Annotated in this window: 35 protein-coding genes and 1 tRNA gene; 7 read left to right on the plus strand and 29 right to left on the minus strand. The window is 63.9% G+C overall.

The window, feature by feature from the left end:
* Positions 1–37: 37 nt before the first annotated feature.
* The 4 genes from ttcA to rpmH all read right to left on the minus strand — a co-directional run bounded on the left by ttcA (position 38) and on the right by rpmH (position 1,790).
* Positions 38–907: a tRNA 2-thiocytidine(32) synthetase TtcA gene (gene ttcA / locus Q4G14_RS10300; protein ID WP_303361657.1), complete on the minus strand. Its 870-nt coding sequence runs from the start codon at positions 905–907 to the stop codon at positions 38–40.
* 81 nt (positions 908–988) lie between these two features.
* The gene (yidD, locus tag Q4G14_RS10305; protein WP_303361658.1) at positions 989–1,222 is read right to left on the minus strand and encodes a membrane protein insertion efficiency factor YidD; all 234 of its coding nucleotides are present in this window, start codon (positions 1,220–1,222) and stop codon (positions 989–991) included.
* Positions 1,219–1,617 (minus strand): ribonuclease P protein component, encoded by a 399-nt coding sequence (gene rnpA, locus Q4G14_RS10310; protein WP_303361659.1) that lies wholly within the window; start codon positions 1,615–1,617, stop codon positions 1,219–1,221. Before rnpA ends, yidD begins: the two co-directional genes overlap by 4 nt.
* A 38-nt stretch (positions 1,618–1,655) precedes the next feature.
* Entirely contained in the window at positions 1,656–1,790 is a 135-nt protein-coding gene (gene rpmH, locus Q4G14_RS10315; RefSeq protein WP_042247969.1) for a 50S ribosomal protein L34, read from the minus strand.
* Between the two features lie 247 nt (positions 1,791–2,037).
* Here rpmH and Q4G14_RS10320 point away from each other — a divergent pair, with 247 nt between their 5' ends.
* Positions 2,038–3,462: a HAMP domain-containing sensor histidine kinase gene (locus Q4G14_RS10320; RefSeq protein ID WP_303361660.1), complete on the plus strand. Its 1,425-nt coding sequence runs from the start codon at positions 2,038–2,040 to the stop codon at positions 3,460–3,462.
* Positions 3,463–3,517: 55 nt separating this feature from the next.
* Positions 3,518–3,594, plus strand: a tRNA-Arg gene (locus Q4G14_RS10325).
* Between the two features lie 12 nt (positions 3,595–3,606).
* Here Q4G14_RS10325 and Q4G14_RS10330 read toward each other — a convergent pair.
* Genes Q4G14_RS10330 through Q4G14_RS10340 form a run of 3 tightly spaced genes read right to left on the minus strand, consistent with a single transcriptional unit; the run spans position 3,607 to position 5,070 of the window.
* Positions 3,607–4,749 (minus strand): tyrosine-type recombinase/integrase, encoded by a 1,143-nt coding sequence (locus tag Q4G14_RS10330; RefSeq protein ID WP_303361661.1) that lies wholly within the window; start codon positions 4,747–4,749, stop codon positions 3,607–3,609.
* A complete protein-coding gene (locus tag Q4G14_RS10335; RefSeq protein ID WP_303361662.1) occupies positions 4,742–4,921 on the minus strand; it encodes a hypothetical protein in 180 nt (59 codons plus the stop codon). Before Q4G14_RS10335 ends, Q4G14_RS10330 begins: the two co-directional genes overlap by 8 nt.
* Positions 4,921–5,070, minus strand: coding sequence for an Arc family DNA-binding protein (locus tag Q4G14_RS10340; protein ID WP_303361663.1), 150 nt, complete (start codon positions 5,068–5,070; stop codon positions 4,921–4,923). The genes Q4G14_RS10335 and Q4G14_RS10340 overlap by 1 nt, the downstream gene beginning before the upstream one ends.
* A 98-nt stretch (positions 5,071–5,168) precedes the next feature.
* Between Q4G14_RS10340 and Q4G14_RS10345 the strand changes: the two genes are divergently transcribed.
* Positions 5,169–5,504 carry an Arc family DNA-binding protein gene (locus Q4G14_RS10345; RefSeq protein ID WP_303361664.1) on the plus strand — a complete coding sequence of 112 codons (336 nt, stop codon included), beginning with the start codon at positions 5,169–5,171 and terminating at the stop codon, positions 5,502–5,504.
* 6 nt (positions 5,505–5,510) lie between these two features.
* On the plus strand, positions 5,511–5,732 hold the full coding sequence (locus Q4G14_RS10350; RefSeq protein WP_303361665.1) for a hypothetical protein: 222 nt from the start codon (positions 5,511–5,513) through the stop codon (positions 5,730–5,732).
* Positions 5,733–5,814: 82 nt separating this feature from the next.
* On the opposite strand, the gene Q4G14_RS10355 is transcribed toward Q4G14_RS10350, so the two are convergent.
* The 12 genes from Q4G14_RS10355 to Q4G14_RS10410 all read right to left on the minus strand — a co-directional run bounded on the left by Q4G14_RS10355 (position 5,815) and on the right by Q4G14_RS10410 (position 14,358).
* Positions 5,815–6,003, minus strand: a complete 189-nt coding sequence (locus Q4G14_RS10355; protein WP_303361666.1) for a YodC family protein — start codon at positions 6,001–6,003, stop codon at positions 5,815–5,817.
* On the minus strand, positions 5,987–7,069 hold the full coding sequence (locus tag Q4G14_RS10360) for a phage portal protein (RefSeq protein WP_303361667.1): 1,083 nt from the start codon (positions 7,067–7,069) through the stop codon (positions 5,987–5,989). Before Q4G14_RS10360 ends, Q4G14_RS10355 begins: the two co-directional genes overlap by 17 nt.
* A complete protein-coding gene (locus Q4G14_RS10365; RefSeq protein ID WP_303361668.1) occupies positions 7,056–7,601 on the minus strand; it encodes a hypothetical protein in 546 nt (181 codons plus the stop codon). The genes Q4G14_RS10360 and Q4G14_RS10365 overlap by 14 nt, the downstream gene beginning before the upstream one ends.
* The gene (locus Q4G14_RS10370) at positions 7,598–8,194 is read right to left on the minus strand and encodes an HK97 family phage prohead protease (RefSeq protein ID WP_303361669.1); all 597 of its coding nucleotides are present in this window, start codon (positions 8,192–8,194) and stop codon (positions 7,598–7,600) included. Before Q4G14_RS10370 ends, Q4G14_RS10365 begins: the two co-directional genes overlap by 4 nt.
* Positions 8,191–9,423, minus strand: coding sequence for a phage major capsid protein (locus tag Q4G14_RS10375; RefSeq protein ID WP_303361670.1), 1,233 nt, complete (start codon positions 9,421–9,423; stop codon positions 8,191–8,193). The genes Q4G14_RS10370 and Q4G14_RS10375 overlap by 4 nt, the downstream gene beginning before the upstream one ends.
* Positions 9,416–9,682: an HNH endonuclease gene (locus Q4G14_RS10380; protein WP_303361671.1), complete on the minus strand. Its 267-nt coding sequence runs from the start codon at positions 9,680–9,682 to the stop codon at positions 9,416–9,418. The genes Q4G14_RS10375 and Q4G14_RS10380 overlap by 8 nt, the downstream gene beginning before the upstream one ends.
* Positions 9,683–9,732: 50 nt before the next feature.
* Complete coding sequence (locus Q4G14_RS10385; protein ID WP_303361672.1) at positions 9,733–11,175, minus strand: terminase large subunit; 1,443 nt, start codon at positions 11,173–11,175, stop codon at positions 9,733–9,735.
* 179 nt (positions 11,176–11,354) lie between these two features.
* A complete protein-coding gene (locus Q4G14_RS10390; protein WP_303361673.1) occupies positions 11,355–11,807 on the minus strand; it encodes a hypothetical protein in 453 nt (150 codons plus the stop codon).
* 486 nt (positions 11,808–12,293) lie between these two features.
* Positions 12,294–13,310 carry a bifunctional DNA primase/polymerase gene (locus Q4G14_RS10395; protein ID WP_303361674.1) on the minus strand — a complete coding sequence of 339 codons (1,017 nt, stop codon included), beginning with the start codon at positions 13,308–13,310 and terminating at the stop codon, positions 12,294–12,296.
* A 105-nt stretch (positions 13,311–13,415) separates the two neighbouring features.
* Positions 13,416–13,682: a hypothetical protein gene (locus Q4G14_RS10400; RefSeq protein ID WP_303361675.1), complete on the minus strand. Its 267-nt coding sequence runs from the start codon at positions 13,680–13,682 to the stop codon at positions 13,416–13,418.
* Entirely contained in the window at positions 13,679–13,963 is a 285-nt protein-coding gene (locus Q4G14_RS10405) for a hypothetical protein (RefSeq protein WP_303361676.1), read from the minus strand. Before Q4G14_RS10405 ends, Q4G14_RS10400 begins: the two co-directional genes overlap by 4 nt.
* Positions 13,960–14,358: a hypothetical protein gene (locus tag Q4G14_RS10410; protein WP_303361677.1), complete on the minus strand. Its 399-nt coding sequence runs from the start codon at positions 14,356–14,358 to the stop codon at positions 13,960–13,962. Before Q4G14_RS10410 ends, Q4G14_RS10405 begins: the two co-directional genes overlap by 4 nt.
* Positions 14,359–14,425: 67 nt before the next feature.
* Here Q4G14_RS10410 and Q4G14_RS10415 point away from each other — a divergent pair, with 67 nt between their 5' ends.
* Together Q4G14_RS10415 and Q4G14_RS15070 are read left to right on the plus strand one after the other, a co-directional pair.
* A complete protein-coding gene (locus Q4G14_RS10415) occupies positions 14,426–14,740 on the plus strand; it encodes an alcohol dehydrogenase catalytic domain-containing protein (RefSeq protein ID WP_303361678.1) in 315 nt (104 codons plus the stop codon).
* 54 nt (positions 14,741–14,794) lie between these two features.
* The gene (locus Q4G14_RS15070) at positions 14,795–14,926 is read left to right on the plus strand and encodes a zinc-binding dehydrogenase (RefSeq protein ID WP_368661356.1); all 132 of its coding nucleotides are present in this window, start codon (positions 14,795–14,797) and stop codon (positions 14,924–14,926) included.
* 194 nt (positions 14,927–15,120) lie between these two features.
* On the opposite strand, the gene Q4G14_RS10420 is transcribed toward Q4G14_RS15070, so the two are convergent.
* The 9 genes from Q4G14_RS10420 to Q4G14_RS10460 all read right to left on the minus strand — a co-directional run bounded on the left by Q4G14_RS10420 (position 15,121) and on the right by Q4G14_RS10460 (position 22,759).
* Positions 15,121–16,065, minus strand: coding sequence for an AEC family transporter (locus Q4G14_RS10420; RefSeq protein WP_303361679.1), 945 nt, complete (start codon positions 16,063–16,065; stop codon positions 15,121–15,123).
* 12 nt (positions 16,066–16,077) lie between these two features.
* Positions 16,078–16,881 (minus strand): MBL fold metallo-hydrolase, encoded by an 804-nt coding sequence (locus tag Q4G14_RS10425; protein WP_303361680.1) that lies wholly within the window; start codon positions 16,879–16,881, stop codon positions 16,078–16,080.
* Positions 16,878–17,693, minus strand: a complete 816-nt coding sequence (locus Q4G14_RS10430; RefSeq protein WP_303361681.1) for a TatD family hydrolase — start codon at positions 17,691–17,693, stop codon at positions 16,878–16,880. Before Q4G14_RS10430 ends, Q4G14_RS10425 begins: the two co-directional genes overlap by 4 nt.
* A gap of 17 nt (positions 17,694–17,710) precedes the next feature.
* Positions 17,711–18,802, minus strand: a complete 1,092-nt coding sequence (locus tag Q4G14_RS10435; protein ID WP_303361682.1) for a DNA polymerase III subunit delta' — start codon at positions 18,800–18,802, stop codon at positions 17,711–17,713.
* The gene (gene tmk, locus Q4G14_RS10440; RefSeq protein WP_303361683.1) at positions 18,799–19,395 is read right to left on the minus strand and encodes a dTMP kinase; all 597 of its coding nucleotides are present in this window, start codon (positions 19,393–19,395) and stop codon (positions 18,799–18,801) included. Before tmk ends, Q4G14_RS10435 begins: the two co-directional genes overlap by 4 nt.
* Positions 19,395–20,552, minus strand: a complete 1,158-nt coding sequence (locus Q4G14_RS10445) for a D-alanyl-D-alanine carboxypeptidase family protein (RefSeq protein WP_303361684.1) — start codon at positions 20,550–20,552, stop codon at positions 19,395–19,397. The genes tmk and Q4G14_RS10445 overlap by 1 nt, the downstream gene beginning before the upstream one ends.
* Positions 20,553–20,686: 134 nt before the next feature.
* Positions 20,687–21,364, minus strand: a complete 678-nt coding sequence (locus Q4G14_RS10450) for a DUF2270 domain-containing protein (RefSeq protein ID WP_303361685.1) — start codon at positions 21,362–21,364, stop codon at positions 20,687–20,689.
* Positions 21,365–21,417: 53 nt separating this feature from the next.
* The gene (locus Q4G14_RS10455) at positions 21,418–21,987 is read right to left on the minus strand and encodes a thymidine kinase (protein ID WP_303361686.1); all 570 of its coding nucleotides are present in this window, start codon (positions 21,985–21,987) and stop codon (positions 21,418–21,420) included.
* 40 nt (positions 21,988–22,027) lie between these two features.
* Positions 22,028–22,759 carry a rhomboid family intramembrane serine protease gene (locus tag Q4G14_RS10460; protein ID WP_303361687.1) on the minus strand — a complete coding sequence of 244 codons (732 nt, stop codon included), beginning with the start codon at positions 22,757–22,759 and terminating at the stop codon, positions 22,028–22,030.
* Positions 22,760–22,861: 102 nt separating this feature from the next.
* On the opposite strand from Q4G14_RS10460, the gene Q4G14_RS10465 reads away from it, so the two are divergent.
* A complete protein-coding gene (locus Q4G14_RS10465) occupies positions 22,862–24,130 on the plus strand; it encodes a 4-aminobutyrate--2-oxoglutarate transaminase (RefSeq protein WP_303361688.1) in 1,269 nt (422 codons plus the stop codon).
* Positions 24,131–24,236: 106 nt separating this feature from the next.
* Here the strand turns inward: Q4G14_RS10465 and Q4G14_RS10470 are convergent, their stop codons facing one another.
* Positions 24,237–25,694: an MORN repeat-containing protein gene (locus tag Q4G14_RS10470; RefSeq protein ID WP_303361689.1), complete on the minus strand. Its 1,458-nt coding sequence runs from the start codon at positions 25,692–25,694 to the stop codon at positions 24,237–24,239.
* Positions 25,695–25,792: the final 98 nt, after the last annotated feature.

Genomic DNA, 25,792 nt, shown 5'->3' on the forward strand with positions numbered 1-25,792 from the left:
CTGCCACAAGGGTTAGCGCAGATTCCCTTCTGTTCAGTTAATGTTCACCAGATCGAAGGTCAGGAATACCCGTTATTTCCGCATCCTGAGGAATTAATGCAGAGAAATTGAATAAATTGCGGTCCAAAAGATGCGACGGGCGGGTGTTCATCAGCGCCCGGAACATCACCTGACGCCGCCCCGGCGTGCGCGATTCCCATTCGTCCAGCAGCTTTTTCACCTGCATCCGCTGCAACCCTTCCTGCGATCCGCACAGATCGCAGGGAATAATCGGATAGTTCATCGCCCGTGCGAATCGGTCGCAATCTGCCTCGGCCACATAGGCCAGCGGACGCAGAACCAGCAGATCGCCTTCTTCGTTCAGCAGCTTGGGCGGCATGGTGGCCAGCCGCCCGCCGTGGAACAAATTCATGAAAAATGTTTCCAGAATATCGTCGCGGTGATGCCCCAGAACCACAGCCGAACAGCCCTCTTCGCGGGCGATGCGATACAGATTGCCGCGCCGCAGCCGGGAACACAGCGAACACATCGTGCCGCCGGGCGCAATTTTCGAGGTCACGACGGAATAAGTGTCTTGATATTCGATCCGATGATCTACCCCTCGGGCCGCCAGAAATTCGGGCAGAACCGTGGCGGGAAAGCCGGGCTGACCCTGATCCAGATTGCAGGCCAGCAGATCGACGGGCAGCAATCCGCGCCATTTCAGCTCGTGCAGGATGGCCAGCAGGGTATAGCTGTCCTTGCCGCCCGACAGGCAAATCAGCCAGCGATCGCCGGGCCGCACCATGCCGAAATCGTCGACCGCGGCGCGGGTTTCGCGGACCAGACGTTTGCGCAGCTTGCGAAACTCGGTCGAGGAGGGGGCGCCGGCGAACAGCGGGTGAATCTCGTCAGCATCGTCCAGCATCAGAACTGCTCCAGCACGAAAACGATCAGGAAAATCAGGGCGATGGCGGCAGCGGCCACCAACAGCAGGGGCAGCAGCCGTCTAATCATCGCGCGCCCCCGGAACCGGGTCAAAGCCGTGCCCGCCCCACGGATGGCAGCGGCAGATCCGCCGCAGCATCAACCACCCGCCGCGAAAACCGCCGTGCCGTTCCAGCGCCTCGATCGCATAGGCGGAACAGGTCGGCTGAAACCGGCAGCCATGCCCGACCCAGGGCGAGGCGAACAGCCGGTAGGCCCGCACGGGCAGGGCGACGATATGGGCCAGCGGCGTCATGAATGCACCTTGTGCAGCGCGTATTCCAGATCGCCCAGCAGACCGGCAAAGTCGCGGCTGGCCGTCGCCTGAGGCCGGCCGATCAGCACATAATCCCAGCCCGCGCGCGCCGCCCCCGGCAGCACCTGCCGGGCCACAGCCCGCAGCCGCCGCTTGGCCCGGTTGCGCATCACCGCGTTGCCGATTTTCTTGGAACAGGTAAAGCCCACGCGCGGGGGCAGGTCATCGCCGCGATCCCGCGCCTGCAACAAAAAGCCCGCCGTGCCCTGACGCCGCGCCCGTGCCGCGGCCAGAAAATCCGCACGCTTGCGCAGCGTTTCAGGCACGGAAAAAACCGCCCCGCCGTCATCCACAGACCGCGGCGCGGTATTCGGATGGGGCAGGGGCGGCGTCATATCCGTGCCAAGCAGACAGGGCGGCGAACCGCCCGGTCTTATGCCGACAGGCGCTTGCGGCCCTTGGCGCGACGACGGTTCAGCACCAGCCGGCCGCCCTTGGTGGCCATGCGGGCACGAAAGCCGTGACGACGCGCGCGAACGAGGTTCGACGGTTGGAAAGTGCGCTTCATGGTTTCACTCCGGGTCTTGCGTCTGAGTTGCGGGCGGCGCAAAACCAGAACGAAGGGTGGCACAGGCCATCCCCGCGCAGGCGCGCCGGTTAACAGAAGGCCGCTGGATAGGGCAGGCCGCTGCCCAAGTCAACCATTGAATCCGCGCCCGACCACGGAACCCAAGCCGCACACATTTGTTTGACAGTTACCGCGCCTGTGCCCATGTCATCAAAACGGCGCCGAGGGTGTCGGAACCGGGGACGTGATGCGACTGAATTCGCTTTCTGGCCGTTTTGCTGCGCTGACGATCATCTTCGTCATGCTGGCCGAATTGTTCATTCTGTTGCCTGCGCTGTCCGGTTTTCGGCTGGACGATATGGAAACGCGGCTGGAACGTGCCCAGATTGCCAGCCTTGCCGTTCTGGCCAGCGATCAGAACCTTGCCGCCGATCTGGAAGCCGAATTGCTGCAAAATGCCGGGGTCTATAACGTGGTGCTGCGCCGCGATGACATCCGCCAGTTGGTGCTATCATCGCAAATCCCCGGCCCGGTCGCGGCGACCTATGACCTGCGTGACGCAACGTTCTGGAACGGGATGCTGCCTGCCGTCCGGCAGTTGTTCGACACCCGCGAGCGGGTGATCCGCGTCATCGGCGAGCCGGTCAATCAGGCCGGGCAGCTGATCGAGATCACGCTGAACGCCGCCCCCCTGCAAACGGCGATGGCCGAATATGCGCTGCGGATGCTGGTGATTTCGGCGGCTTTCTCGATCCTGACGGCGGTGCTGCTGAACCTTGCGGCGCAGCGGCTGATTCTGGTGCCGATGCGCCGTGTCATCAGCCATATGACCGCCTATGCCGCCGCGCCCGAGGATGCGCGCAACGTCATCACCCCCAACGCCCGGCTGGCCGAAATCGGCGAGGCCGAAACCGCGCTGGCCGCCATGCAAAAGACCGTGACATCTTCGCTGAAGCAGAAAGAGAGGATGGCGCAACTGGGGCAGGCGGTGGCCAAGATCAGCCATGATTTGCGCAACATCCTGACCACCGCACAGATTTTCGCCGACCGGCTTGAGGAAAGCGCCGATCCCAAGGTGCGCCGTGCCGCGCCCAAGCTGGTGAACTCGATCAGCCGGGCGGTTAACCTGTGTGAAACCACGCTGGCCTTTGGCCGGGCCGAGGAACCGGCGCCCTCGCTGTCGCGCTTTAACCTGTCGCATCTGGTCGGTGACGTGACCGAGGCCGAGGCTCTGGCGGGCGAAGGTGCCGCCGCTCCGGTCGAGTTTCTGACCGACATCCCGCCCGGCCTGTCGATCCGCGCCGACCGCGACCAATTGTATCGGGTGCTGTCGAACCTGATTCGCAATGCCCGTCAGGCCATCGAGGGGACAGGCAGCGGCGGCACCATCGAAATCGGCGCGGGTGAAAGCGACCGTGACTGGTGGATTCGTGTCGGCGACACCGGCCCCGGCCTGCCCGCCAAGGCCCGCGAATTCCTGTTCCAGCCCTTCACAGGTTCGGCCCGCAAGGGCGGCACCGGCTTGGGCCTGTCCATCGCCGCCGACCTGATCCGCGCCCACGGAGGCCAGTTGACACTGGTCCGCAGCGATACTGAAGGCACTGAATTCGTGATACAAATCCCCCGCGACATGACAATCCTGCCTATGCGCGGCGGCGATGTTGCAGAATAATTCGTTTTTCCTCTTGCATCCCCCTGAACCTGTCTCTAGATAGCCCCCCTACAGCGGACCCGTAGCTCAGCTGGATAGAGCACCAGACTACGAATCTGGGGGTCGGGCGTTCGAATCGCTCCGGGTCCGCCATTTACCATATTGTTATCCTTTCACTTTCTGGTTGGGTTGTGCCGTGCCCCGCACGACGGTTTGCAGCCGGTTTGCAAAAGCTGTTGCCGGGCTGTTCTCGAAGGCCACAATCGCCGCTTTAGAAAGGGCGGGCGTCATGGCCAGATATTTCGCAATGATACGGGTGGCGCTTTCCAGCGTGTGGCCTGTCACCCCGCAAATCTGGGGGATACCGTTCCCCGCCTCGGATAGCAGCGTCACCGCCGTGCCGCGCAGGTCATTGAAGCGCAGATATTCACGCTGGACAGTCTTGGCCAACTCGGCAAAGTTCGTGGGGCGCAGGCCACAGGCAACCATGTGCGCAGCCCATTGCTTCCCCATTTCTTTGTCATTCTTTTCGGTAAACCACGGGCGGCCATCGTCTCGCGTCAGGATATAAGGCCCGCGCCGCTCCATGCTGTCCAGCATCAGGCGCAGGGTTGTCGATGCGTGAATGGTAACACGCGCCTTTGTCTTGTTCTGCTTCAGGCTCACATTGGTGCCATCATAATCAGCCCAGCGCAGCCGGATCAGGTCGCCGTATCGCTGCCCTGTGTGGATCGCCAAGATCATCGCTTGTTGCAATTCCAGCGGCGCGGCCTGCATGAAGGTTGCCACATCGCCATCGGTCCAGATCATTTCCGAACGGTCGGCGTCATAGATGCGCTCAAAGCCTTTCAGCGGGTTTTCCCTGATGTTGCCTTTGCTCGCCGCGTGGGTCAGCACCGCCGACAGAACCGAAAGCCGGTTATCGGCTTCGCGCGGTCGGTCCCGCCCGATTTCTTCCTGATACTCGATGAACACGCCACGGATGCGGGGGCTTTCCAGCGCCTTGACGGGCAACTTACCGAACCGCTTTTCGATCTCAAGCAGCATCCGCTTGTATTCGCGCTGCGTTGAATCGCGCTTCTTCTCAAACTTGAGGCTTTGCAGGTAGTCGCGAATCAGGGCGTTGATATTGCCAACATCCTTCGGCTTGACCTTTTCGGCCTCGACATAAGCGGCCAGAAACTCGGCACTGCCATAGGTTCCCGGCAAAGGTTCGCCCGTGGCGCGATGATAGAAGTATTCCCGAACAGTGCCATCAGCCAGCCGCTTGCGTGACGTGTTCACACCGGGGATCTTCTTCTTAGCCATTCTGCATCCCCAACCATGCATCAAGGGCCGCGTCGGCGTCGTTCTTCTTTTCAAGCGCCGTCTGGACGCGAACACCGCCATCAGGCAGCACCTCAAAGCCAGTAACAGGCAAGCCCATATCCTGCGCCAGCTTGATCGCCTTCCTTACCTTCGGGGCGCTGAACGTCGCCATCAGTCCGCCGCCTCTTGCTTGTCCATGCGTTCGCGCACGGCGCGGATAACCTCACTGTTCTGCGACGAACCGTTCCGCGCGGCTTGTTCTTCCAGCCACGCCTTTACATCGGCGGGAACTCGAAGGGCTAGTTGTTTCATGTTGCTCATCGCACGACTCCAATATCACCGTGATTCCACATATCACCGGGATATTATTGACTGTCAAGCAAAGATCGCACAGTGATATGTAAAACTTGCGGGGCGCAATGTCAGGGAAAACCGGGCGAACATCAGATCAGTTTATTTTGCGCCTTCCTGACGGGATGCGTGACCGCATTAAGGCGGTTGCAGAAGACAACAACCGCAGCATGAACGCGGAAATTGTGGCAGCCTTAGAAGAAAAATATCCAGCTCCAGTCATAGACGATGCAGCTATGTGGCTAGGTTACTATTCGGAAATGACAGCTAACCTTGCTGAAATTCAAGATAGCATGGAAAAAATGGGTGATACTAGCGGCCAGCAACTTGACGCCATCACCAAGCGTCAACTGTATCTTTTGGACAGAAACCGGGAACTGCTCGACCTGATGCGACGGACCTAGAAAACCATGACCCTGATTCGGAATGAACGAACGAAGCTGACGGCCACCTTCATCAACGGTTTGGCGATTGCCATTTTTGCCGTTGGCGGGTTGGCACCTTTGTTTTCAGCAGCTTATGGAACATCCAACGCGGGCTGGCGGCTGGCTGTGGGAAGTCTTGCTTGTTTTGCAGGCTCTGCCGCCTTACATTTGCTTGCAAGAAGGATTCTGAAAGGGCTGGAAGGATGACAAACTTCGATCTGCTCATGATGCTGATGATGCCCGCCGCCGGTCTGGTTATCGGGGGCTTGATGCTCTACGTCGTCCGCCATCAGGACTGATACGCCTCCACCGCCTCGCTTGCAAACTCGCCTGACCGGCGTTCGGTCCCGTCGAACCAGACGCAATACCAGCGGCCCGATGGGGCACCGCGCACGGTGGACACCTGCCCGTCAACCGTCATCTTTGGCCCCCCGGATTTCAGGCGCACCACATCCCCGATCTTAAGCGGCTCCATCATCTTTCCCCCAATTCACCAGTGACAGCGCCGCATCCACTTGCCCCGCATCCAGCCCTGCGGCCTTGGCCTCTGCCAGTGCGGAAATGACCGCCGCCGCTGAACGGGCGCGGTTGCCGCTGTCAAAGGCTTGCAGTGGGCGCATCACGTCGATCATCACCGGGCCGCCAAGTTTCGCGCTGGCTTCTTCGGCCATCATCATCGCCATGGGTTGCAGGAACCATTGTGCCAGATGGCGTTGCGCCTCGCGCACCAGCGGCCCTTGAGCGCCCTCGATCAGCAAGGCAGGCAGAACCCCGAACACGCCGCAGATGGCCGCCCGTGCCGCGCCCAGCGTAGCGACAGGGGCCATGCCGCCAAGGTCGGGCGTCGTTTGGGCAGGCCGCCAGTCGGTTGCAGGCGCAAGCCCGCCCGCCGCCGTCACGTTTACCGATTCGCGCATCATGACGCGGCCACGCCGTCCGGTGAAGCTGCGCCCAACCGCCTCAAGGTCTACTTCCTGACTTTCGGGAAACGGCACCACCAGCGAACCCAAGGGCGCGTTCTGCCAGACTTCGGGCAATGCGCGTTCGATCTCGTCCAGCAGGCCCGCCGTCAGTGATGCCCGGCGCAAAGGCGGCTGCCCGGCCCACGGCGCACCGGGATCCGCAGCAAGGCGGAAATGCAGCACCTCGGCGGCCAGCACGGTTTCAGAATACCCCCCGCCGACTTCGGGAACGGTGACGCGATAAGCGCGGGGTTGCCCGTCGCGGGTGGACAAGTCCCAGTCGATCACCGGAATCAGCCGGTCACGGATCAGGAACAGGATTTCGCCACGCAGCGCCAAGGCCCGTGCCGCAATTGCCATACCCTGCCGGGTCAGCAGGTCGGTTCCCTCGACATGGGCCAGCGACAGCCCGTTTTCCCACAGCGTGACGCAACTTTGAACGGTAGCGGTCAGTTCCGCCGTTCGGCTGCCGCCCGCGATATAGGCTTTACGTGCCGCCATAAGCTGCGCCGTGTATCCGGTGCCGCTGGCGCGGGTTTCAGGTGGCGCGGGCTTGCGCCAGAACAGATCAATCAAGCCCATGTGATACCCTCCTAAAGCCGCGCAACAGATCAGCCGCACCCGATGCCTGCATGGCCCGCGCCTCGGCATTGGGGTGTAGGGTCAGGCTTTCGGAAAGCTGGCCCGCATTGATGGAATAGGACCGAACCCCGGCGGGTTGCTGGCCCGCGTCGCGCAGATATTCGGCAAGACGTTGAACAGCGCGGCAGACGATAGCAGGCGCAATACCATCACCCACAACGGCACTGATTTCATAGCGGCCAGCAGGGATGCGCCATCCACCAGGCGCACGGGCAAGCTGGACGGTCTCGTAACCGTCACCTGTCCACCGCCGCGCCGTCAGATCACGATAAGGGCGCAAGGGCGGGTGCCATTCGCCGCCCTGGCTGTCCAGCAGCCAGCACACGTTGCGGGGCACAAACCGCCAAGCCGTATAATGTTCAACCCTTTGCCAAGCCACTTCGGATTCGTGCTGGAACAGCCCCTCAAGCGCGGGCCACGGATCATTATTGCCTTCGGGCTGGCTTTCAAATTGGGTCAGGGTCTCGATCATAGCCGCCACCTGTTCAGGGGATGGATTAGCCCACGCGCCGGGGCAGGCTGGAAATGGCGTAAGCTGGCCTCGGTCTCGCCATAAGCCGGGCGCGTGACCATCGAAAGTTCAAACAGCACCGCCGCAGCAATGGTGCGGATCAGCGCCTTGCCAAGCGAAGGCTCTTCTTCCTCGGTGCTTTCGGCACCGTCGATAGGTGCCACCCGAAAGCCGGGGCTGATGCCGGTAATCAGGCCAGCAGCAAAGGCAGCCAGAAAGTCTTGCACCCACGAAGCCCGCTGGATTTCGGGGGTAAGGATCGCCTGAAACGTCAGCGCCTCATCGCCATCATTCAGGATCAGGCTGCCCGCCTTTTTGCTGGCAAGCGGGTGATCGAAGCTATGCCCCACCAGCAAATGAATGTCGCGGTCGGGATCATCCACAGCAAAGCCGAACGCACGGGGCGCAAATTGTTCCTTTTGCGGCCTCTGCCCCTTGCCGCCCGAATGGATCACCGCCCGCTTGTTATAGGGGAACCGGCCTGTCAGGCGGCGGGATCCATCGCCCGCCGCCCGCAGTTCAAGCCCCGCGTTGAATACGGGGCCAGCCATCATTCCAGCCCCGTCAGGATGCGGGTTTGCAGACCGCGCGGCACGGTGAAATCCGCCGTGACAAGGCCGGTCAGCACCAGCGCCCCGGATGCGGCCTTGGTGTAGGGGTCGCGGATCAGGTCAACCCCGCCATAAAGGCCCAGATAACCCGGTGCGACGCCCTGCACATTGGCCGTCATCAGCGCGGTTGCCGCCGGAATCGTGTTGCTGATCGCCGGGGAACCCACGTGCTTCACCAGCCGGTCCCATTCGGAAACAGCCGTGCCGGTAATCAGCGCATCATCCAGCGCCGCCCAAATCGCCGGGGCAAAGCCCAGATTGACCGCGCCGGGGCCGCTGATCGCATTGGCTTCCATGAAGGCCACGACCTCGGCCCGGAACGCCGCCCAGCTTGCCGCCGCGCCAACATCGGTTTCCGTGATGCCATAATCCGATGCCCCCGGAATGATGCCCTTGGGCTGACCCGATGCGCCCGTGCCGTTGATAACAACCCGGTCAAGTTCGGTCGCAATCACCGCGTTCAGATCGCGCCGGATCGCCGCTTCCAGACCCTGCCCCGACTGTTTCAGCGCCTTGCGGCTGACAACCATCTGTGCGCCGCCGGTATGGTCAGGCGACAGGCTGCGTTCGGTCGTCTTGTAGGGGTTCGCAGCCCCGACATTGGCCAGTTCATCCGTTTGCCATCCGAACACCGCACCTGCCGTTGCGACCGGGAAGGCAACCGAACCTTGCGCAATCTGGATCCGCTGGACGCCCATGCGCTCGGCAACGCTGCCCGGAAAGATGCGGTCAATCGTCGGGCGGATCGCCACAGGGTTCACCAGATCATCCCCCGACACGGTTTCCCCCGAACGGGTTTCAAGCGCGGCATAGGGCACCGGGATGCCCTGATAGCCGCCCGCGCTGCGCATTTCGTCCACGATCTCCTTCGTGGCACCATCCAGCGCCCGGCCTTCATCCAGAGCAAAGGCGACCTGACGCAACTCGAACCGGCCCATCAGGTCAGACCATTCGCGTTCCGAACGGGTTTCCAGTTCAGCCCCGGCTTCGCGCCGCTCGCTGTCCTCGGCAATCAGCGCCGCGCGATAGCGGGTTTCATTGGCCCGATATTCGGCGTCCAGCGCCTCCATCTGGCGGGTTTCGTCATCGGTCGGGGCGTCCTTGCCCACAAGACCGGCCAGCGATTGGCGGATTTCCGATTGCCGCCGCTGGATTTTCACAGAATCAAGCATTTTTTACCTCACTGCCTGATAGGTTTGGCTGCACGTCCAGCAGCAAATCGCGCCATTTGCGGCGCTCGGGGGACAATTCAGGATGCCCCGCCTCGATGCGGGTTTTCGCGCCGTGGCATGGCCCGCAAAGGGTTTGAAGATTGGTCAGATCGAAGGCCAGTTCGGCCCGGTCGCGCACCGGCTGGATATGGTCCACCTCAAGCCGATACCGCGAAGTACACTTCACGCAGGCAAAGCCGTCACGCCGTTTGGCGGCCATGCGCAGGCCCTGCCATCGCCGGTCTTGGTAAACCCATGCGCCATGCCGTGTCACGCCCATGCGAACCGCGCCCCCTTCCGATCAGGGGCGGCCATCATCCGTGCGCCCTGCGCCACCGCCAGAACCGCCGCCGCAGCCGCATCAATCCGGCCCAGACTGCGCCCCTTAGCCAATTTCGCGTTCTGCGCCGGGTCGATCAGAACAATGGCGTCAGACATGGCAGACCGCAGCAGGATCGAAGGAACCCCCTTCACCTGCCCGTCAAACAGCGACCGGCGAAACCGCTCCACATCCTCGGAACCGTCTTTCCAGCCGAACCCCCGCCAGATGAACGGCACCCGGCCCAAGCCCGCCTTGGTCAGCGCCTCGGTGAACTCGGCGTGGCGGAAGCGGTCGCCCACGATGCAGGCCGGGGTCACATCCAGACGGCGCACGATTTCGGCCAGCCAAGGCCCCGGTGGCACCGTCGCATCGCCCAGGGTGAACAACTCGCCCCGCTCGTGCATCTCGACATAGCGCCCCGACACACCATCAGCAGCCCCACGATCCGCTAAGCCGGGGGTGCAGGGGAACGCCCCAACCGCCTCAAGTCGGCCCGTCTGCGGCCAATAGAACGCCGCCGCCGACATACTGCGCGAACCGCCCAGATCCACCCCAAGGACACACGGCCCTTCACGGGCAGGCAGGTCAGCCGGGGCAACCTCACTCGACAGCCATTCATCCACTGTCACCAGAACGGAACGGTCCTCGATGCTGACCCGTTCGTTCCGGTTCAGGTTGCGGAAACTGGACAGCGCCGAACCACCCCGCGCAATCGCCCGCCGCGCCTGTGCGACCAGCCATTCCGGCGTTGACCCGATGCCCTCGGTCGCGCCGGGGTTTGCTTGCAACAGGCTGTCCAGATCGTCAGCAGGCAGGCCAAAGGCCGGGCGGTGTTCCTGAACAAAAGTGCCGGGCGGCGGTTCGTCCAGCCAGCGGGAAAAGGTGTTCGTGTCATCCGGCGCACTGGTCGAGATAATCAGCGCCCGGCCATCGCGCTTGCCCAAGCCCGACAGGATCGCGTTTTCCAGATTGTCGCCCTTTTCGCGTTCCCAAGCCGCGCGTTCGTCCATGATCGCCAGCGTTGGTGCGCCGCCCAAGATCGACTTGCCGTCAGCCGCGATGCAGCGGGCCAGACCGCCGCCGTTGCCGTCATATTCAATTTCCAGCTTGGACCCGCGCCGGATGGTGAACAGTTCCTGTTCTTCTTCGGGCAGGCCCTCAATGAAGCCGGTCAGAAAATTGAACGCCGTCCGGGCCTGATCCCGATTCCGCGCGGCCAGCAGGATTTCGCGCTTGGGCTGATCGTCCCATGCCCCCACCAGATGGCCCAAGGCCAGCCCCGCAGAAAGCGCCGTCTTGGCATTGCCGCGCCCGATAGACAGAACACCCACCATGACGCCATCGGCCAAGGCCCCGCGCACAAAGTCCCGCTGAAACCCGGCAAGGCGCATCTTTTTACCCGCCAGCTTGCCTTCGGAAATGCGCAGCGTCGTCAGAAACCGCAGGGCCGCAGACGCCCGCCGCGATGCCCTTTTCCCGATTTTTTTCGGCAGAGAGACAGGAACACTCCCCCCCGCGTTGGTCGCCCCCCCAACCCCTTGAACCATTGGGACCATTTCGCCGCTTCCCATCACGCCCGCCCATGCAAGACGTGGTAGAGAGCGGCACTTTCGGGGTTCGTGCGGATCTGGCGCACCGATACGATGTTGAATGTCCGCCCGCCAATCGTCACCTTGTCTGTCGCCTTCGGCGTCACATCCCGGTGCGGCCTCATTGCCGCCACAAGGTCGCCCGCCTGAATCAGCGTTCCCGCCTGCAAGTCCAGATCAGTGCCAAGTTCGACAAGCTGCACCGTGAAGCTGCGCGGAACCCCGGCTGGTTCCCACGGCATGGCCGGTTCGGCCTGCTCCACGCGCGACAGCACAGCCGCCCCGCCAAAGCGGTTCATCAGCCGGTCTATCATCTGCGCATGTCGGATTGTCATTGCCACCCCAATGTTCTTGTTATGTTCTAACATAACGGGAAATGCCGCGCAAATGTTAAACGGTGCAGATGCCCATAAATGGGCATAATCATTGGACATTCCCCCGACCGCTACGTGGGGGCTACGGACGAACGACGCTAACCCCAAACTTGGGGTGAGTGCCGCGCACGGTGCGGCGGCGCGTTGATAGGACACCTATTAGGTGCGTCAGATTTTTGTTTCGTGTCAGACGCTTGCGGGGTGTCTGTTTCTGGAATTTTCCAGCGGGTTTTCACCGCCGCACCATAGGAAAGCCCAAATCTGGACCCACCCCGCAGCAGATGCACCCTTCCCGGAAACCCCGCACATCGTGCGCAAACCCCGCAGCAGATGCAGCCTATTCGCTAACTGACGGGTTAACCGGGGGGTTAACCAACTCGGAATTATTTCTTATTTTTGAAATGCTTACCATTTTTGCCGCTTATGCCAAAGGCATTCCCGGTTCCGTCCCGGCGTATCGGCGAACGGGGCGGGGGCGGGCGGAATACGCGCGGGCCAGCCTTAGCAAATATGGTCCCGGTGCAGGGGGAAAAGGATGTATTATGATTATGTCCAAATCTGGACATTTCCGGCTGGACATATCGCTAGACGATACCGCCCCGCCCGCTTGCCACGTTCCGGTGCGCTGACTTCCACGATGAACCCCCGTTCAAGCAGCACGTCACGGGCGGCCACAATTTTCTTCCACGGCCACGGCGGGCTTCCTGCTTCGCTCATGGCACGCGGGGCGATGGCGAATGACGGTCGATTGCCGTGCCAGCGTTGGAACATTTGCAGCAGCACCAGCGCGTCAGGTGCATCAATCAGCGCATCCATCACCCTATCCGCCGCCGTCACTTGCGGCTTTTTCAGGCCAAGGAAGTTCTTGCCCGCGACTTCATAGCCCCATGCCGAACGGGCGCAGCGTTCAGCCTCTGCGGCCCCCAGCGGTTCAGGCATGGCGCGGGTCCATGTCACCGCCACGTCAATCAGGGCTTCCACATCATCGCAGAACCGCGCCTGCGCCATGCAATAGCGCCACAGGCTATCATTGCGTTCACCGCGAAAGACAGCCTCGGCGGCGCGGGTAAAGCCCTCTGCGGCCCTGATAACAGGCAGGCGGTGCAGGTCATCCAGCCCGCCGGTGATGAACCGATAGGATGCCCCAAGGTCCAGCCGATAAGATGGTGGGGCGACCGTGAAGCCGCCCCCCAGAATGTCGATAGGTTCGCCCTTGAATGGCCTGATTTGCCGCCGCTCACCATTGTGGCGATACCACAGCTTGCCTTTGCCGCTGGCGGTGCGAATGATGACCGGGGTTTCCCCGAACCGCTCTATCGCCGCGCTGATCCAAGAATCCCCGACTGCATCCACGTCAATTTCCGTGATACCCGATGGCTTGCCCATCAGCAGGCCGATGCCGTCAGCATCCGCAAGGGATGGTGCCGAACACCATGCCCGCGATTGTCTTGCGCTGACGTTCTGCCAGCCTTTGACCGCCGGGCGCTTCTCACGCGCATTCACCGGAAACACCGGCAAGCCTGCGTCGATAAAATCAGGGGCGAATTTTTGATAGATGCCCATTTTATGCCTCTTGGGGGGTAGCCCAAGGCGGCGCGGCATGATACATCAGAGGAACACCGACCAGTGTTCTTGAAGTCCCCGCCGGCCGCCCCGGACGGGGATTTCTTATTGGTCACGAAGGCGGGCTGGCTCCGCGTTCATCACGGCAAAGGCAACGGCAGCAGTTTCTTGCCCCTCCGCCACCACGTTCATGCAGTCCAGCCTGTTGTCCAGATCGCCAATCATGCTTACCAGAGCGTGTGCCAGCCCCGCCGTGGCGGGCAATCGGCCAAGGTCGCTTGACAGCATATGGGCCAGCGCGACCGCAACAGCTTCTATCTGGACGGCCTCGGCATGGCGGGCATCAATGTAGGCTTCCAGTTCCCGGCTCATTGCGCGTCCCCTTCACCACGGGCTAGGGCCGCGTCAGCCTCGGACAGGCGAACCACGCCACCCAAGCCGAACCATTCCATGTCGCGCAGGCGGCTAAGCTGTTCGGCGTGATCGCAGATCAAGTTCATCAACGTGCTGCGCGCATTGGCCATGTCGGAACCCGGCTGCGATGCACTTCCAATATCTTCCAGCGCGGCAAATGCCGTCACCAGCCCTTGAAGAACGCTGATACAGTCATCGGTTCGCGTGTGATTGTCGCGGATGTGGGGGGCTATGGTCATGCCGCGCCCTCCACAATATCCAGCGCCTCAATCAGCGCATGGCGGGCTTCGGCCAAGTTTTCAGCCGTCAGCGTGTCGGGGTCGGTCGCGTCCAGAGCCAGAAGAATCAGGTCGCGGATGATGTGCTGATCGGCCTCATCTAACACCATTTTCAGGGCGGGAAGCTGGCCGATTTCGGTTTGCAGAGGTTTCTTAACGCCTTGAACGGAAACGCTTTCCCCTACGGTCGGTTGTAGCTTTTTTTCAACAGAATCAATGCCTACGGACAGACTACGAATCTGGGGGTCGGGCGTTCGAATCGCTCCGGGTCCGCCATTTATCCCGATATGTCGTCTTTCAGGCATTTCTGACCCAAGCGGCGTTTCTGCCGGGGGTGGCAGATTGACGTTCAGCACCCATGGACGGTCGAGGGCGAGCTATGCTCACGCTGCAACTGAATACTCGTGAAGGCTCAGGGCGGCTATGGATATCGGGAAATCTGGTAATCGTGTTGTGCGGGTTCATGCGATAGGCGGGCCAGAGGTGCTGCGCATCGACCGGCTTCCGGCACAGCCGCCTGCCCCCGGAGAGGTCGGCATCGAGGTGCAGGCAATCGGGCTGAACCGGGCGGATGTCATGTTTCGCCGCAACACCTATATCGAAAAACCGGTTCTGCCATCTCGTCTCGGGTTCGAGGCCGTGGGGCGGGTCACGGCGCTAGGGGCCGGGGTTTCCAGGTTTCAGGTCGGACACCTGTCCGGGCGGCAGCATCGTCATCCACGGTGCGCTCAGCAATGAGCCGATGCCCTTTCTGCTGAAGGTTGCGCTGCGCATGGATTTCTTACCGCCGGTATTGCGGCTGGGGCGATCATCCCCCGGATCGACCGCAGCTTTACGCTGGATGACATTGCCGATGCCCACGCCTATCTGGAAAGTGGGCAGCCGTTCGGCAAGGTCGTGGTCGTGACGTCACCATCCAGCTGAACGGCGGCAATGCCCGCATGGCAGACGCCGTGCCTGCGGCGCGGGAGGTCAGCTTTGCGTGGCCGTCAGGCATGAAAACCCTTGCGCTGTGCGCCAAGGATCGCTGCCGCCTGACACAAGATATAATCGCTTATGCGGCCAGAGGGTGTCGAAAGGCGTTCTGGTGGGGCGCAGCGGTCCCGCTGGGGGCAACGTCAGGGCAGCAGTTCGAGCCACATCCAGATGGTCAGCATCGACCCCGCCGTGGCCACCAGCACCGATGAGGCCGCGACCCGACGCGCTGTGCCATAGAGATTGGCGAACAGATAGGCGTTCACCCCCGGTGCCATGGCCGCCGTCATCACCGCTGAACGCATTCCGGCGATGTCCAGCCCCATCGCCTTGGCCAGACCAAAGGTGATCGCGGGGTGCAGGATCAGGGCGCAGAAACAGCATGTCAGGATCGGCCCCATATCGCCCTCGGGGCGATAGCGGAACAGCACCCCGCCCAGACCGAACAGCGCGGCGGGCAGGGCGGCGCGGGCGATCATGTCCACGGCCGCCCAAAAGCCTTCGGGCATCACCAGCCCGGCATCCGTCAGCAGGTTCATCGCCAGCCCCGACAGAATGCCGATGACCAGCGGCGTCCTGAGCACGCCTTCCAGCGCGCGCAGCGCCACGCGGGGCACCGACAGATCGGAACCGCGGGCGCGCGTGAACTCCATCATCGTGATGCCAAAGGTATAAAGCAGCGGCGAATGCAGCGCGATAATGGCCCAGTTCCCGGCCAGAGCGGTGCTGCCAAAGGCGCGTTCAGTGATGGGCACGCCCAGCAGCAGGCTGTTGGAAAACAGGCAGACAAAGCCGATGGCGACACAATCGGCAGGCGGGCGGCGGAATATGAACCGCGCCGCAGCCCAACCCGCCGCATAGCTGGCCAGCGCGCCGATATAGAAGGACAGCAGCAGCGTGGCGGAAAACTCGGACCCCAGATCCAGCCGCGCCATGGATGCAAACAGCAGCACCGGCACGGCGAAATTCTGGGCAAAGCGCATCAGCCCGTCCACCGCCTCGCCGCCGAACCAGCCGCGCCACGCGGCCAGCCAGCCAAAGCCGATGACCAGAAAGACGGGCAGGATGACGGTGAATAATGCGGTCATGGGCTTTCTTGTCTAAATATCCCGGCCAGAGGCGATCTCGATCACCATGCCGTCATAGGCGGGGTGGATGTTGGGCGGGGTTTCGGCCTGAACGGCGTCGTAATCCAGATCAATGTGCATATTCGTCACCACTCCGCGCGGCGCGCCAGAGCGGGCGATCCATTCCAGCGCCAGTGCCAGATGCGCGTGGCTGGGATGCGGCGTGCGGCGCAGGGCATCGCAGATGAACACCTCGGCCCCCATGATCGCGGGCCAGGCGGCGTCGGGGATGGCCGACACATCGGGCAGATAGACCAGCTCGCCGATGCGAAAGCCAAGCGCCTCGATCTCGCCATGCGCGACACGGAAGGGGTGCAGCTCGATCACGCCGCCGGGGCCGTCGATGGCGACCGGCCCGGCGATCCGGTTCAGCGCGCAGACCGGCGGATAAAACGACCCCGGCGGCGTTTCAAAGATATAGCCAAAGCGCGCGGTCAGCGCCTGACTGGTGGGCTCATCGGCCCAGACCGGCACCACCGCGCCCATGTTATAGGCGATCTGGCGCAGGTCATCTATGCCGTGGATATGGTCGGCATGGGCGTGGGTATAGACCACCCCATCCAGCCGCCCGACCCCGGCATCATGCAGTTGCGGCACCAGATCGGGGCCGGTGTCGATCAGCACCTGCGTTGTGCCGTGCCCCGCTACCCGTTCCACCAGCAGAGAACAGCGGCGGCGGCGGTTTTTGGGGTTGGCAGGGTCGCATTCGCCCCAGCGTCCGCCAAGGCGCGGCACCCCGCCCGACGATCCACAGCCAAGGATCGTCGCCCGGATCACGCCACGGCCTTCCAGAACAGCCGGTCGAAATTGGCCGAGGTCAGCGCCGCGAATTCGTCATAGCTCAGCCCGAACAGCTCTGCCCCGACCCTGGCGGTATGGGCGACATAGGCCGGCTCGTTCCGTTTGCCACGAAAGGGGGGCGGGGCCAGATAGGGCGCGTCGGTTTCCAGCAGGATACGGTCGGGCGGGGCGGCGGCGAAAATATCGCGCAACCCGGTCGAGCGTGGAAAGGCCGCGATCCCCGACATCGACAGATAGAACCCCAGATCCAGCGCCGCCCGCGCCAGCCCCGCGCCCGAGGTGAAACAGTGCATCACGCAGGAATAGGCGCCGTTGCGGTGTTCTTCGGTCAGGATGCGGGCCATATCGTCGTCGGCGTCGCGGGCGTGGATAATCAGCGGCAGCCGGGTTTCGCGCGCGGCGGCGATATGGTTGCGCAGGCTGACGGCCTGAATTTCGGCGCTGTCGGCGGTATAGTGATAATCCAGCCCGGTTTCGCCGATGCCGACCATCCTGGGATGCGCGGCCAGCGCGATCAGCTCGTCAACGGATGCCAAGGGTTCCTCGGCGGCATACATCGGATGCGTGCCGGCGGCATAGAACAGGCCGTCATGCGCCTCGGCCAGTGCGCGGACGGCGGGTTCCTTGTGCAGCCGGGTGCAGATCGTGACCATCCGCGTCACCCCGGCGGCGCGGGCGCGGGCGATCAGATCGGCCTGCTGGCCGTCAAAGTCGGGAAAGTCCAGATGGCAATGGCTGTCCACGATCTGGGCGGGCGGCGCGCCATGCGGGGCCGGGTCGTCGGTCATCGTCAGGTCCATGCAGATCAGGTGGGGGCGCGATGCCCCAACTGGATCAGCATATCCATCACCAGCGCCGCAGGGTCAAGGTTCACCGCCTTGCCTGCCCGCGCCTTGGGCGACAGATCGGCCTGCGCCCCGGCCCATGCCCGCGCGGCCCCGGCGTCGGGGGATAGGCGGGCCATCAGCGCGCCTTCGCCCTTGGCTGCCTGCGGCAGCGGCGGGCCTGAAAGCCCGGCGCGGGCCAGCCGGTTCAGGAACAGGTCCAGCAGCGTCATCACCAGATCGAAGGGGTCGCCCTCGGCCCCCGGTCGCTTTGCGGCCAGTTCGGCCAGCTTGCCCGCCGCGCCACGATCCATCCGGGGCAGGGTGGCGAACAGGTCCACGATCTGCTGATAAACCGCCAGCCCGTCCTGCCCGGCCAGCCGCAGCGCCTCGCCGACTGAACCATGCGCCAGAGCGGCCAGCGAATCGGTGTCGCCGGTGATGCCCAGCCCGGTCAGGGCCTGCGCCATCGCCTCGGGCGGCAGGGGCGACAGGCGCAGTTCGCGGCAGCGAGAGCGGATCGTGGGCAGCAGACGCGCGGGCTGATGGGCGATCAGCAGGATCAGCCCGTCTTTGGGCGGTTCCTCCAGCACTTTCAGCAGGGCGTTGGCGGCGGCGGTGTTCAGGTCGTCGGCCGCGTCGATGATGGCCACGCGCCGCCCGCCGCCCGCCGCCGACAGGTGGAAAAACGACAGCAGCCGCCGGATTTCATCGACGGTGATTTCGGCGCGCAGCCGCCCGGCCTTGTCGTCCCACGGGCGGCGGATCAGCATCAGCCCCGGTTCCGACAGCGCGTTTACCCGCCGTGCCACCGGGGCATCGGCGGGGATGTCCAGCCGGTCGGGCGCGCCATCGGCCAGCAGCCAGCGGGCGATGGCCCATGCCAGCGTCGCCTTGCCCACGCCGCGCGGCCCGGTCAGCAGCCAGCCGTGATGCAGCCGCCCGCTGTCCGCCGAGGCCAGAAAATCGGCGATGGCAGCATCCTGCCCGATGACGCGCGGCGTGTGGCGCGGATGCGGGGCACCCGGCACGCGGTCGGGTTCGGGAATATCCTCGTCAGGGGCGAGCTTCATAGCGCGGCCCGGACGCGGGCGGCCACCTGTTCGGGGGTGCCGCGCCCGTCGATCAGCCGGACACGCCCCGGCTGGGCCGCCGCCAGTTCGCGAAACCCGGAGGCCAGCTTTTCCTGAAACGCCAGCCCAAGGCGTTCAAAGCGATCCTCGACCCCGCCCCGCGCCATGCCGCGCGACAGGCCGGTGGCCGGGTCGATGTCGATGACGAAGGTGCGGTCGGGCCAGATACCGATGGCCAGATCGTGCAGGCGGTCCACCAGATCGCGCAATTCGCCACGCGCCGCGCCCTGATACACGCGGGTGCTGTCGGTAAAGCGGTCGGTGATAACCACGCGCCCGGCATCCAGCGCGGGGCGGATGGTGCGTTCCAGATGGTCGCGGCGGGCGGCGGTGAACAGCAGTGCCTCGGTCTCGCCCGACCAGCGTTCGCCGGCACCCTGCACCAGCAGGCGGCGGATTTCCTCGGCCCCCGGTGCGCCGCCGGGTTCGCGCGTCAGCACCACATCGCGCCCTTCGGCCCGCAGCGCATCCGCCAGCAGCCGTGCCTGAGTGGACTTGCCGCAGCCGTCGATGCCTTCAAAGCTGATGAACATCAGCGGCCGGTCGCCTCGACGGTGCGCTGCATCAGACGCTGAGCCGCGCCACGCACCCGGCCCATGAAACCGGCCTCGGGGACATCGGCGGCGGCGATCAGCGGGGTGCGCGCCTCGCCCGCGCCGGGGACGGTGACGACCAGTTCGCCAAGGCGGTCGCCCTTGGCGACGGGGGCGTTCAGGGGCGATTGATACACCGCCTCGGCCCGGACGCCATCCTGCGCGCCCGCCGGAATCAGCACCCGCACCCCGTGCTGCGTAGTCAGTGAAACGCGCCCGGCGGTGCCCAGCCAGACCGGGGCCTGCACCACGGGTTCGCCCTCGGGCACGACGGTGCGCATGGTGAACTGGCGGAAGGCCCAGTTCAGGATGCGTTCCGATTCTTCGGCCCGCGCGCGGTCGCTGTCCAGCCCGCTGATGACAAAGATCACCCGCCGGTCGCCCTGCGCCGCCGATCCGACCAGACCATAGCCCGCCTCTTGCGTGTGGCCGGTCTTCAGCCCGTCAGCGCCCATGCCAAGCGCCAGCAGCGGGTTGCGGTTGCGCCGGTTAGACGGCGCGCGGTTGTCGAACGCATATTCGGCGATGCCGAAATAGTGGTAATACTGGGGAAATTCCTCGATCAGCCGTTGGGCGAGATGGCCCAGATCCTCCATCGACATGCGGTGCTGCGGGTCCGGCCAGCCGGTCGAGTTGGTAAAATGCGAATGCGTCAGCCCCATCTGGCGGCCACGTTCGTTCATCTGCCGGGCAAAGGCATCCTCGGTTCCGGCCAGACCTTCGGCGATGACCACGCAGGCATCGTTGCCCGACAGGACGATGATGCCCTTTATCAACTCCTCAACCGTGGGGCGGTCGCGTTCGTTCAGGAACATGGTCGATCCGCCCATCTGCCGCGCCTTGGTGGAAACGGGCAGGCGGGTGTCCATCTGAACGCGCCCCTCCTCTAACGCTTCGAACAGCATATACAGCGTCATCAGCTTGGACATGCTGGCGGGGGGCAGTTCCTGCTGGGCATTTTTCTGCATCAGCACGGTGCCGGTGGCCATGTCATAGACCCAGGCCGCGCCCGCATGGGTGTCGAACGCCTGTGCCGAGACCGCGCCCGGCAGCAGCATGGTCAGTAGTGCGAGGGTGCGAAGCGAAAGCGCGCGCATAGGTTGTCCTTTGCCAATTCCGCATTCTGGTTACATGATGGCCTGCCGCGCCGCAACGCATGGCACGGGGTCTGGTCGGGATTGTGATAACCCGTTCGGGTTGCGAAACCGTTAATCGGCCCGGCTGCGGTGCCCTAGCCCATGCCGGAACTGTCGCCGCGCAGCCGGGCGCGCTGACGGTCGGTCGTGCGGCTCCACAGGGCAAAGCCGCCCCAGCACAGGCAATAGACCGCCCCCAGCAGCAGAACCAGCCAGCCGGGAATCGGGCCGATGGCGGCGCGGTCCAGCAACTGCCCAAAGCTGCGCAGCGGTGCCGGATGCACCAGCAGCTTGCCCAGATAGGCGATGGTCTGGATCAGCAGAATCCACAGATAGTTGCGCCGGATGCGCCGCCCCACCGCCACCCGGACGCTGACATGATAGGACGGCTGCCGGTAATCATGCGCCAGCGTCTGTTGCCAGCCGCGTTCCAGATGCAGGTTCCCGTCGGCCAGCATCGGCGCGACGATATGCTTTTCCATCCAGCGCGCCCGCGCCCGCCAGACGTTAAAGTAACGATAGCGCCGCGCCTCGAGCATCAGGAACAGCACGATCAGCACCCCGACCAGCAGCAGCGGAATGGGCGATGCCTGCGGTGAGGAAAAGGAAATCGACAGCGCGATCCCCAGCGTGACCACCGACCAGTTCGTCGTCGTATCCAGCCGGGTGCGCCACAGGGTCGAGCGATACAGCTCGCCCCGATAGACATGCGCCAGAAAGCCAAGCTCGGCCGATGTAAAGCTGCGCGGCGTATCGTCCTTGTCGTGATCCATGGCCGTCCCCCCGCCTGCGACTGTTGCACCGGGGCGGGGGCCTGTCCAGCGGCTCAGCTGCCGGTTGCCTGCCGCCAGTGGCGGCGGCACAGCGAAACATAGGTCTCGTTGCCGCCGACCTGCACCTGCGCGCCCTGGGTGATTGCCGCGCCATCCGCGCCCCTGCGGATCACCATGGTCGCCTTGCGGCCGCAGTGGCAGATGGTGCGCACTTCGCGCAGGTCGTCGGCCAGAGCCAGCAGGGCGGCGCTGCCGGGGAACAACTGGCCGCGGAAATCCACCCGCAGGCCATAGCACATCACCGGGATGCCCAGATCATCGGCCACCCGCGCCAGTTGCCAGACCTGATCGGCGCTCAGAAATTGCGCCTCATCCACAAAGATGCAGGCCGGGGCAGGGCGGGCGGCGATCAGGGCGAACAGGTCAGTGTCGGCGGCGAATGTCAGCGCATCGTCGGCAATGCCGATGCGGCTGGCGATGCGGCCCTGACCGGCGCGGTTGTCCAGCGCGGCGGTCAGCAGCAGCGTGTCCATGCCGCGTTCGCGATAGTTATAGGACGCTTGCAGCAGCAGCGTGCTTTTGCCCGCGTTCATGGTGGAATAGTGGAAATACAGCTTGGCCATGGCGCGGCCTTAACCGGGCCGCGCGGCGGCGTCCAGCGGCTTAGCGGCGCGGGATCTGCGGCACGCGCGAGCGGTGGCCATAGTCGATCGGGTCGTGCGGCGGATGGCCGTCGGTGCGGCTCCAGAACCGGGAACCGCCCTTGCGCAGCAGCACCGGCAGCGTCAGCAAGGCCCCCGCCACAAAGCCGCCGCTATGCGCCCAATAGGCCACGCCGCCGCTGTCGCCGGGCGTCGTATAGCCCCCCATCAGTTGCAGCGCGAACCACACACCCAGCATGACCCAGGCGGGCAGGGTGAACACCTTGACGATGATGACGATGATCGCCAGCACATCCACCCTGGCGCGCGGAAACAGCAGCAGATAGCCGCCCATCACCCCGGCAATCGCGCCCGAGGCCCCGACCATCGGGATCGTGCTGCCGGGTTCGGCGCTGATCTGCCCGGCGGCGGCGGCCAGCCCGCAGATCAGGTAAAAGCCCAGAAACGGCAGATGCCCAAGCTGATCTTCCAGATTGTCGCCAAAAATCCACAGAAACAGCATGTTGCCCGCAAAGTGCATCAGCCCGGCATGCAGGAACATATGCGTCAGCAGCCCCCACATCATGTCGCCCTGAGTCACCGCCCCGGCATAGAGCGCGCCGTACACCCACAGCCCTTCGGCATTCAGACCCCAGGGCATGGTCAGCAGAAACATCACCAGATTGGCAAAGATCAGCCCGATGGTGACATAGGGCGTGCGTTCGGACGGGTTGTGATCGCGGATCGGAAACATGCAGGGCCTTTTACCGGGTTGCGTCACACTGGCCGATGGCGCGGCATCTGGCAAGCGGCGCGCGCATTGACTAGCCTGATGGCAAGGAATCAGGGGATCACCATGACAAGCATGACAGACCGCAAGAACGCCGCCATCGCCCGTGGTGTCGGGATGACGACGCAGATCTATGCCGAGCGCGCCGAAAACGCTGAAATCTGGGATAAAGAGGGCAACCGCTATATCGACTTTGCCGCCGGGATTGCGGTGGTGAACACCGGCCATCGCCACCCCCGCGTGATCGAGGCCGTGCACGCGCAACTGGATCGCTTTACCCATACCTGCCATCAGGTCGTGCCCTATGAAAACTATGTCGCGCTGGCGGAACGGCTGAACGATCTGGTGCCCGGCGACTGGCCGAAAAAGACCATCTTCGCCACCACCGGCGCCGAGGCAGTGGAAAACGCGGTCAAGATCGCGCGGCATTACAAGGGGCGCTCGGGCATCGTCAGCTTTGCCGGCGGGTTCCACGGGCGCACCTTCATGGGCATGACGCTGACGGGCAAGGTTCAGCCCTACAAGGCGGGCTTTGGCGCGATGATGAACGATGTCTGGCACCTGCCTTTCCCCTGCGAACTGCACGGCGTAACGGCAGAGGACGCCATTCACGCGCTGGAAACGCTGTTCAAGGCCGATGTGGACCCGTCCCGCGTCGCCGCCATCATCGTCGAGCCGGTGCAGGGCGAGGGTGGTTTCTATGAAGTGCCGCCCGGTTTCATGAAAAAGCTGCGCGAGATCTGCGACAGTTATTCGATCCTGCTGATCGCGGACGAGGTGCAGACCGGCTTTGCCCGCACCGGCAAGCTGTTCGCCATGGAGCATCATGGCGTGGCTGCCGACATCACCACCATGGCCAAGGGTCTGGGTGGCGGCTTGCCCATTTCCGCCGTCACCGGCCGGGCCGAGGTGATGGACAGCCCCAACCCCGGCGGTCTTGGCGGCACCTATGCGGGGAACCCTCTGGGTGTGGCGGCGGCTCATGCCGTGCTGGACGTGATCGAGGACGAAGGGCTGTGCGAGCGCGCCGTGCGTCTGGGGCAGCGGCTGAAACAGCGGCTGGCCGGGATGCGCGACGCGGTGCCCGAGATCGTCGATATTCGCGGCCCCGGCTTTATGAACGCGGTCGAGTTCAACCACGAGGGCAGCGACAGGCCGCACCCGGAATTTGCCGGGCGTGTGCGTGAAGAGGCGCTGAAGCGTGGTCTGATCCTGCTGACCTGCGGGGTTTACGGCAATGTCATCCGCTTTCTGGCGCCGATCACCATTCCTGACGCCGTGTTCGACGAGGCGCTGGATGTTCTGGAACAGTCGATGAAGGCTGCACGGGCCTGACGCGCCGGACCGGGGGACTTCGCGTCCCCCGGACCCCCTGCGGGATATTTGCAAACGAAAGACGGGCCGGGCGGTTTTCGTGATCTGCGGGCTGTGTCCCCTGCGATCAGTTGGTGGCCGGGCCGCTGTCGTCGGGGATTTCGCCTTGGGGCGGGGGTGGCATGTCCTCGGGCGTGGGGGTTATCAGGCGGTTGTCGTCCCATTCGCCGGATGCGACCTGCCCGGTGGCATAGCGCAGCACGCCCTGACCTTGGCGTTTTCCGGCGACGAAATGGCCGGTGTAGGTGTCGCCGCTGGGATAGGTGGCGGTGCCTTCGCCGTCGATTTCGCCACCTGACCAGCCGCCTTCGTAGGAAAAGCCGTCGGGGGTGACGACGCGGCCCTGACCGTCGCGCAGCCCTTGGGCAAAATCGCCGGTGTAGATCGTGCCATCGGGATAGGTGGCCTGCCCCTGACCGTGGCGCAGCCCGTTTTGCCAGGCGCCGTTATAGACATAGCCATCGGGATAGGTCATCCGGCCTTGCCCATCGTTGCGGGCGTTGCGGAAATGGCCTTCGTAAACCATGCCGTTGGCATAGCGGGCGGTGCCTTGGCCCTCGATCACGCCGGCGCGCCATTCGCCCTGATAGGTCGAGCCGTCGGCATAGGTGATCTTGCCGCTGCCATCGGGTTTGTCGGCCAGCATCTGCCCTTCGTAAACCGAGCCGTCGGGGTAGGTTTCGCGGCCTTGCCCCTCGCGCCGGCCCTCGACCCAATCGCCGGTGTAGGCATAGCCGTCGGCCCCGGAAAAGCTGCCGCGCCCGTGGTGGCGGTCGGCCTGAAAGCCGCCTTCATAGACATCGCCATTGGCATAGGTGGCGACGCCCTGTCCTTCGCGGCGGCCACCGACCATCTGGCCTTCGTAACGGTCGCCGGTTGCCTGAGTCAGTTGCCCGGTGCCCGACATCTGCCCGGCCGACCAGACGCCTTCGTAAACCATGCCGTCCTGCATGGTCAGGCGGCCCATACCGGCGCGTTGCCCGGCGATCATGCCGCCTTCGTATACGGCGCCATCGGGATAGGTGATACGACCGTGTCCCTCTTTGATGCCTGCCTTCCAGTCGCCGTCGTAACGATAGCCGTCGGGCTGGGTCAGCACGCCCTTGCCCTGATGCAGCCCCCTGACGAAAGTGCCCTGATAGACCGAGCCGTTGGCATAGGTCGCGGTGCCGGTGCCGGTCATTTCACCGGCCTTCCAGTCGCCCTGATAGCTGCCGCCATCGGCATAGGTGATCTTGCCCTGACCATCGGGCAGACCGGCGGTGAAATGCCCTTCATAGACGGAACCGTTGGGATAGCGGGCCACGCCCTCGCCCAGAATCTGCCCGTCCACCCAATCGCCGTCATAGCGATAGCCGCTGGGCAGGCTATAGGTGCCGCGCCCGTGCTGGCGGCCATTGCGGAACGTGCCCTCATAGACGCCGCCATCGTCATACTGCTTGGTCACGACATCCTGCGCGGCCAGCGTTTGCGGCGCGCCCGCGCCTGCCGCCAGAATGACCATTGCTGCAACTGCCGCTTTCATCGCCTGCCGTCCCTTTGTCTTTTGGCGAAAGGTTTACCCCAAGCGCGGCCCCGGCGCAAAGCCCGACTTTCCCTTGCCGCCGGCTTGGCCTATCAAAA

The sequence above is a fragment of the Paracoccus sp. (in: a-proteobacteria) genome (genome assembly GCF_030538755.1).
GTDB lineage: Bacteria > Pseudomonadota > Alphaproteobacteria > Rhodobacterales > Rhodobacteraceae > Paracoccus.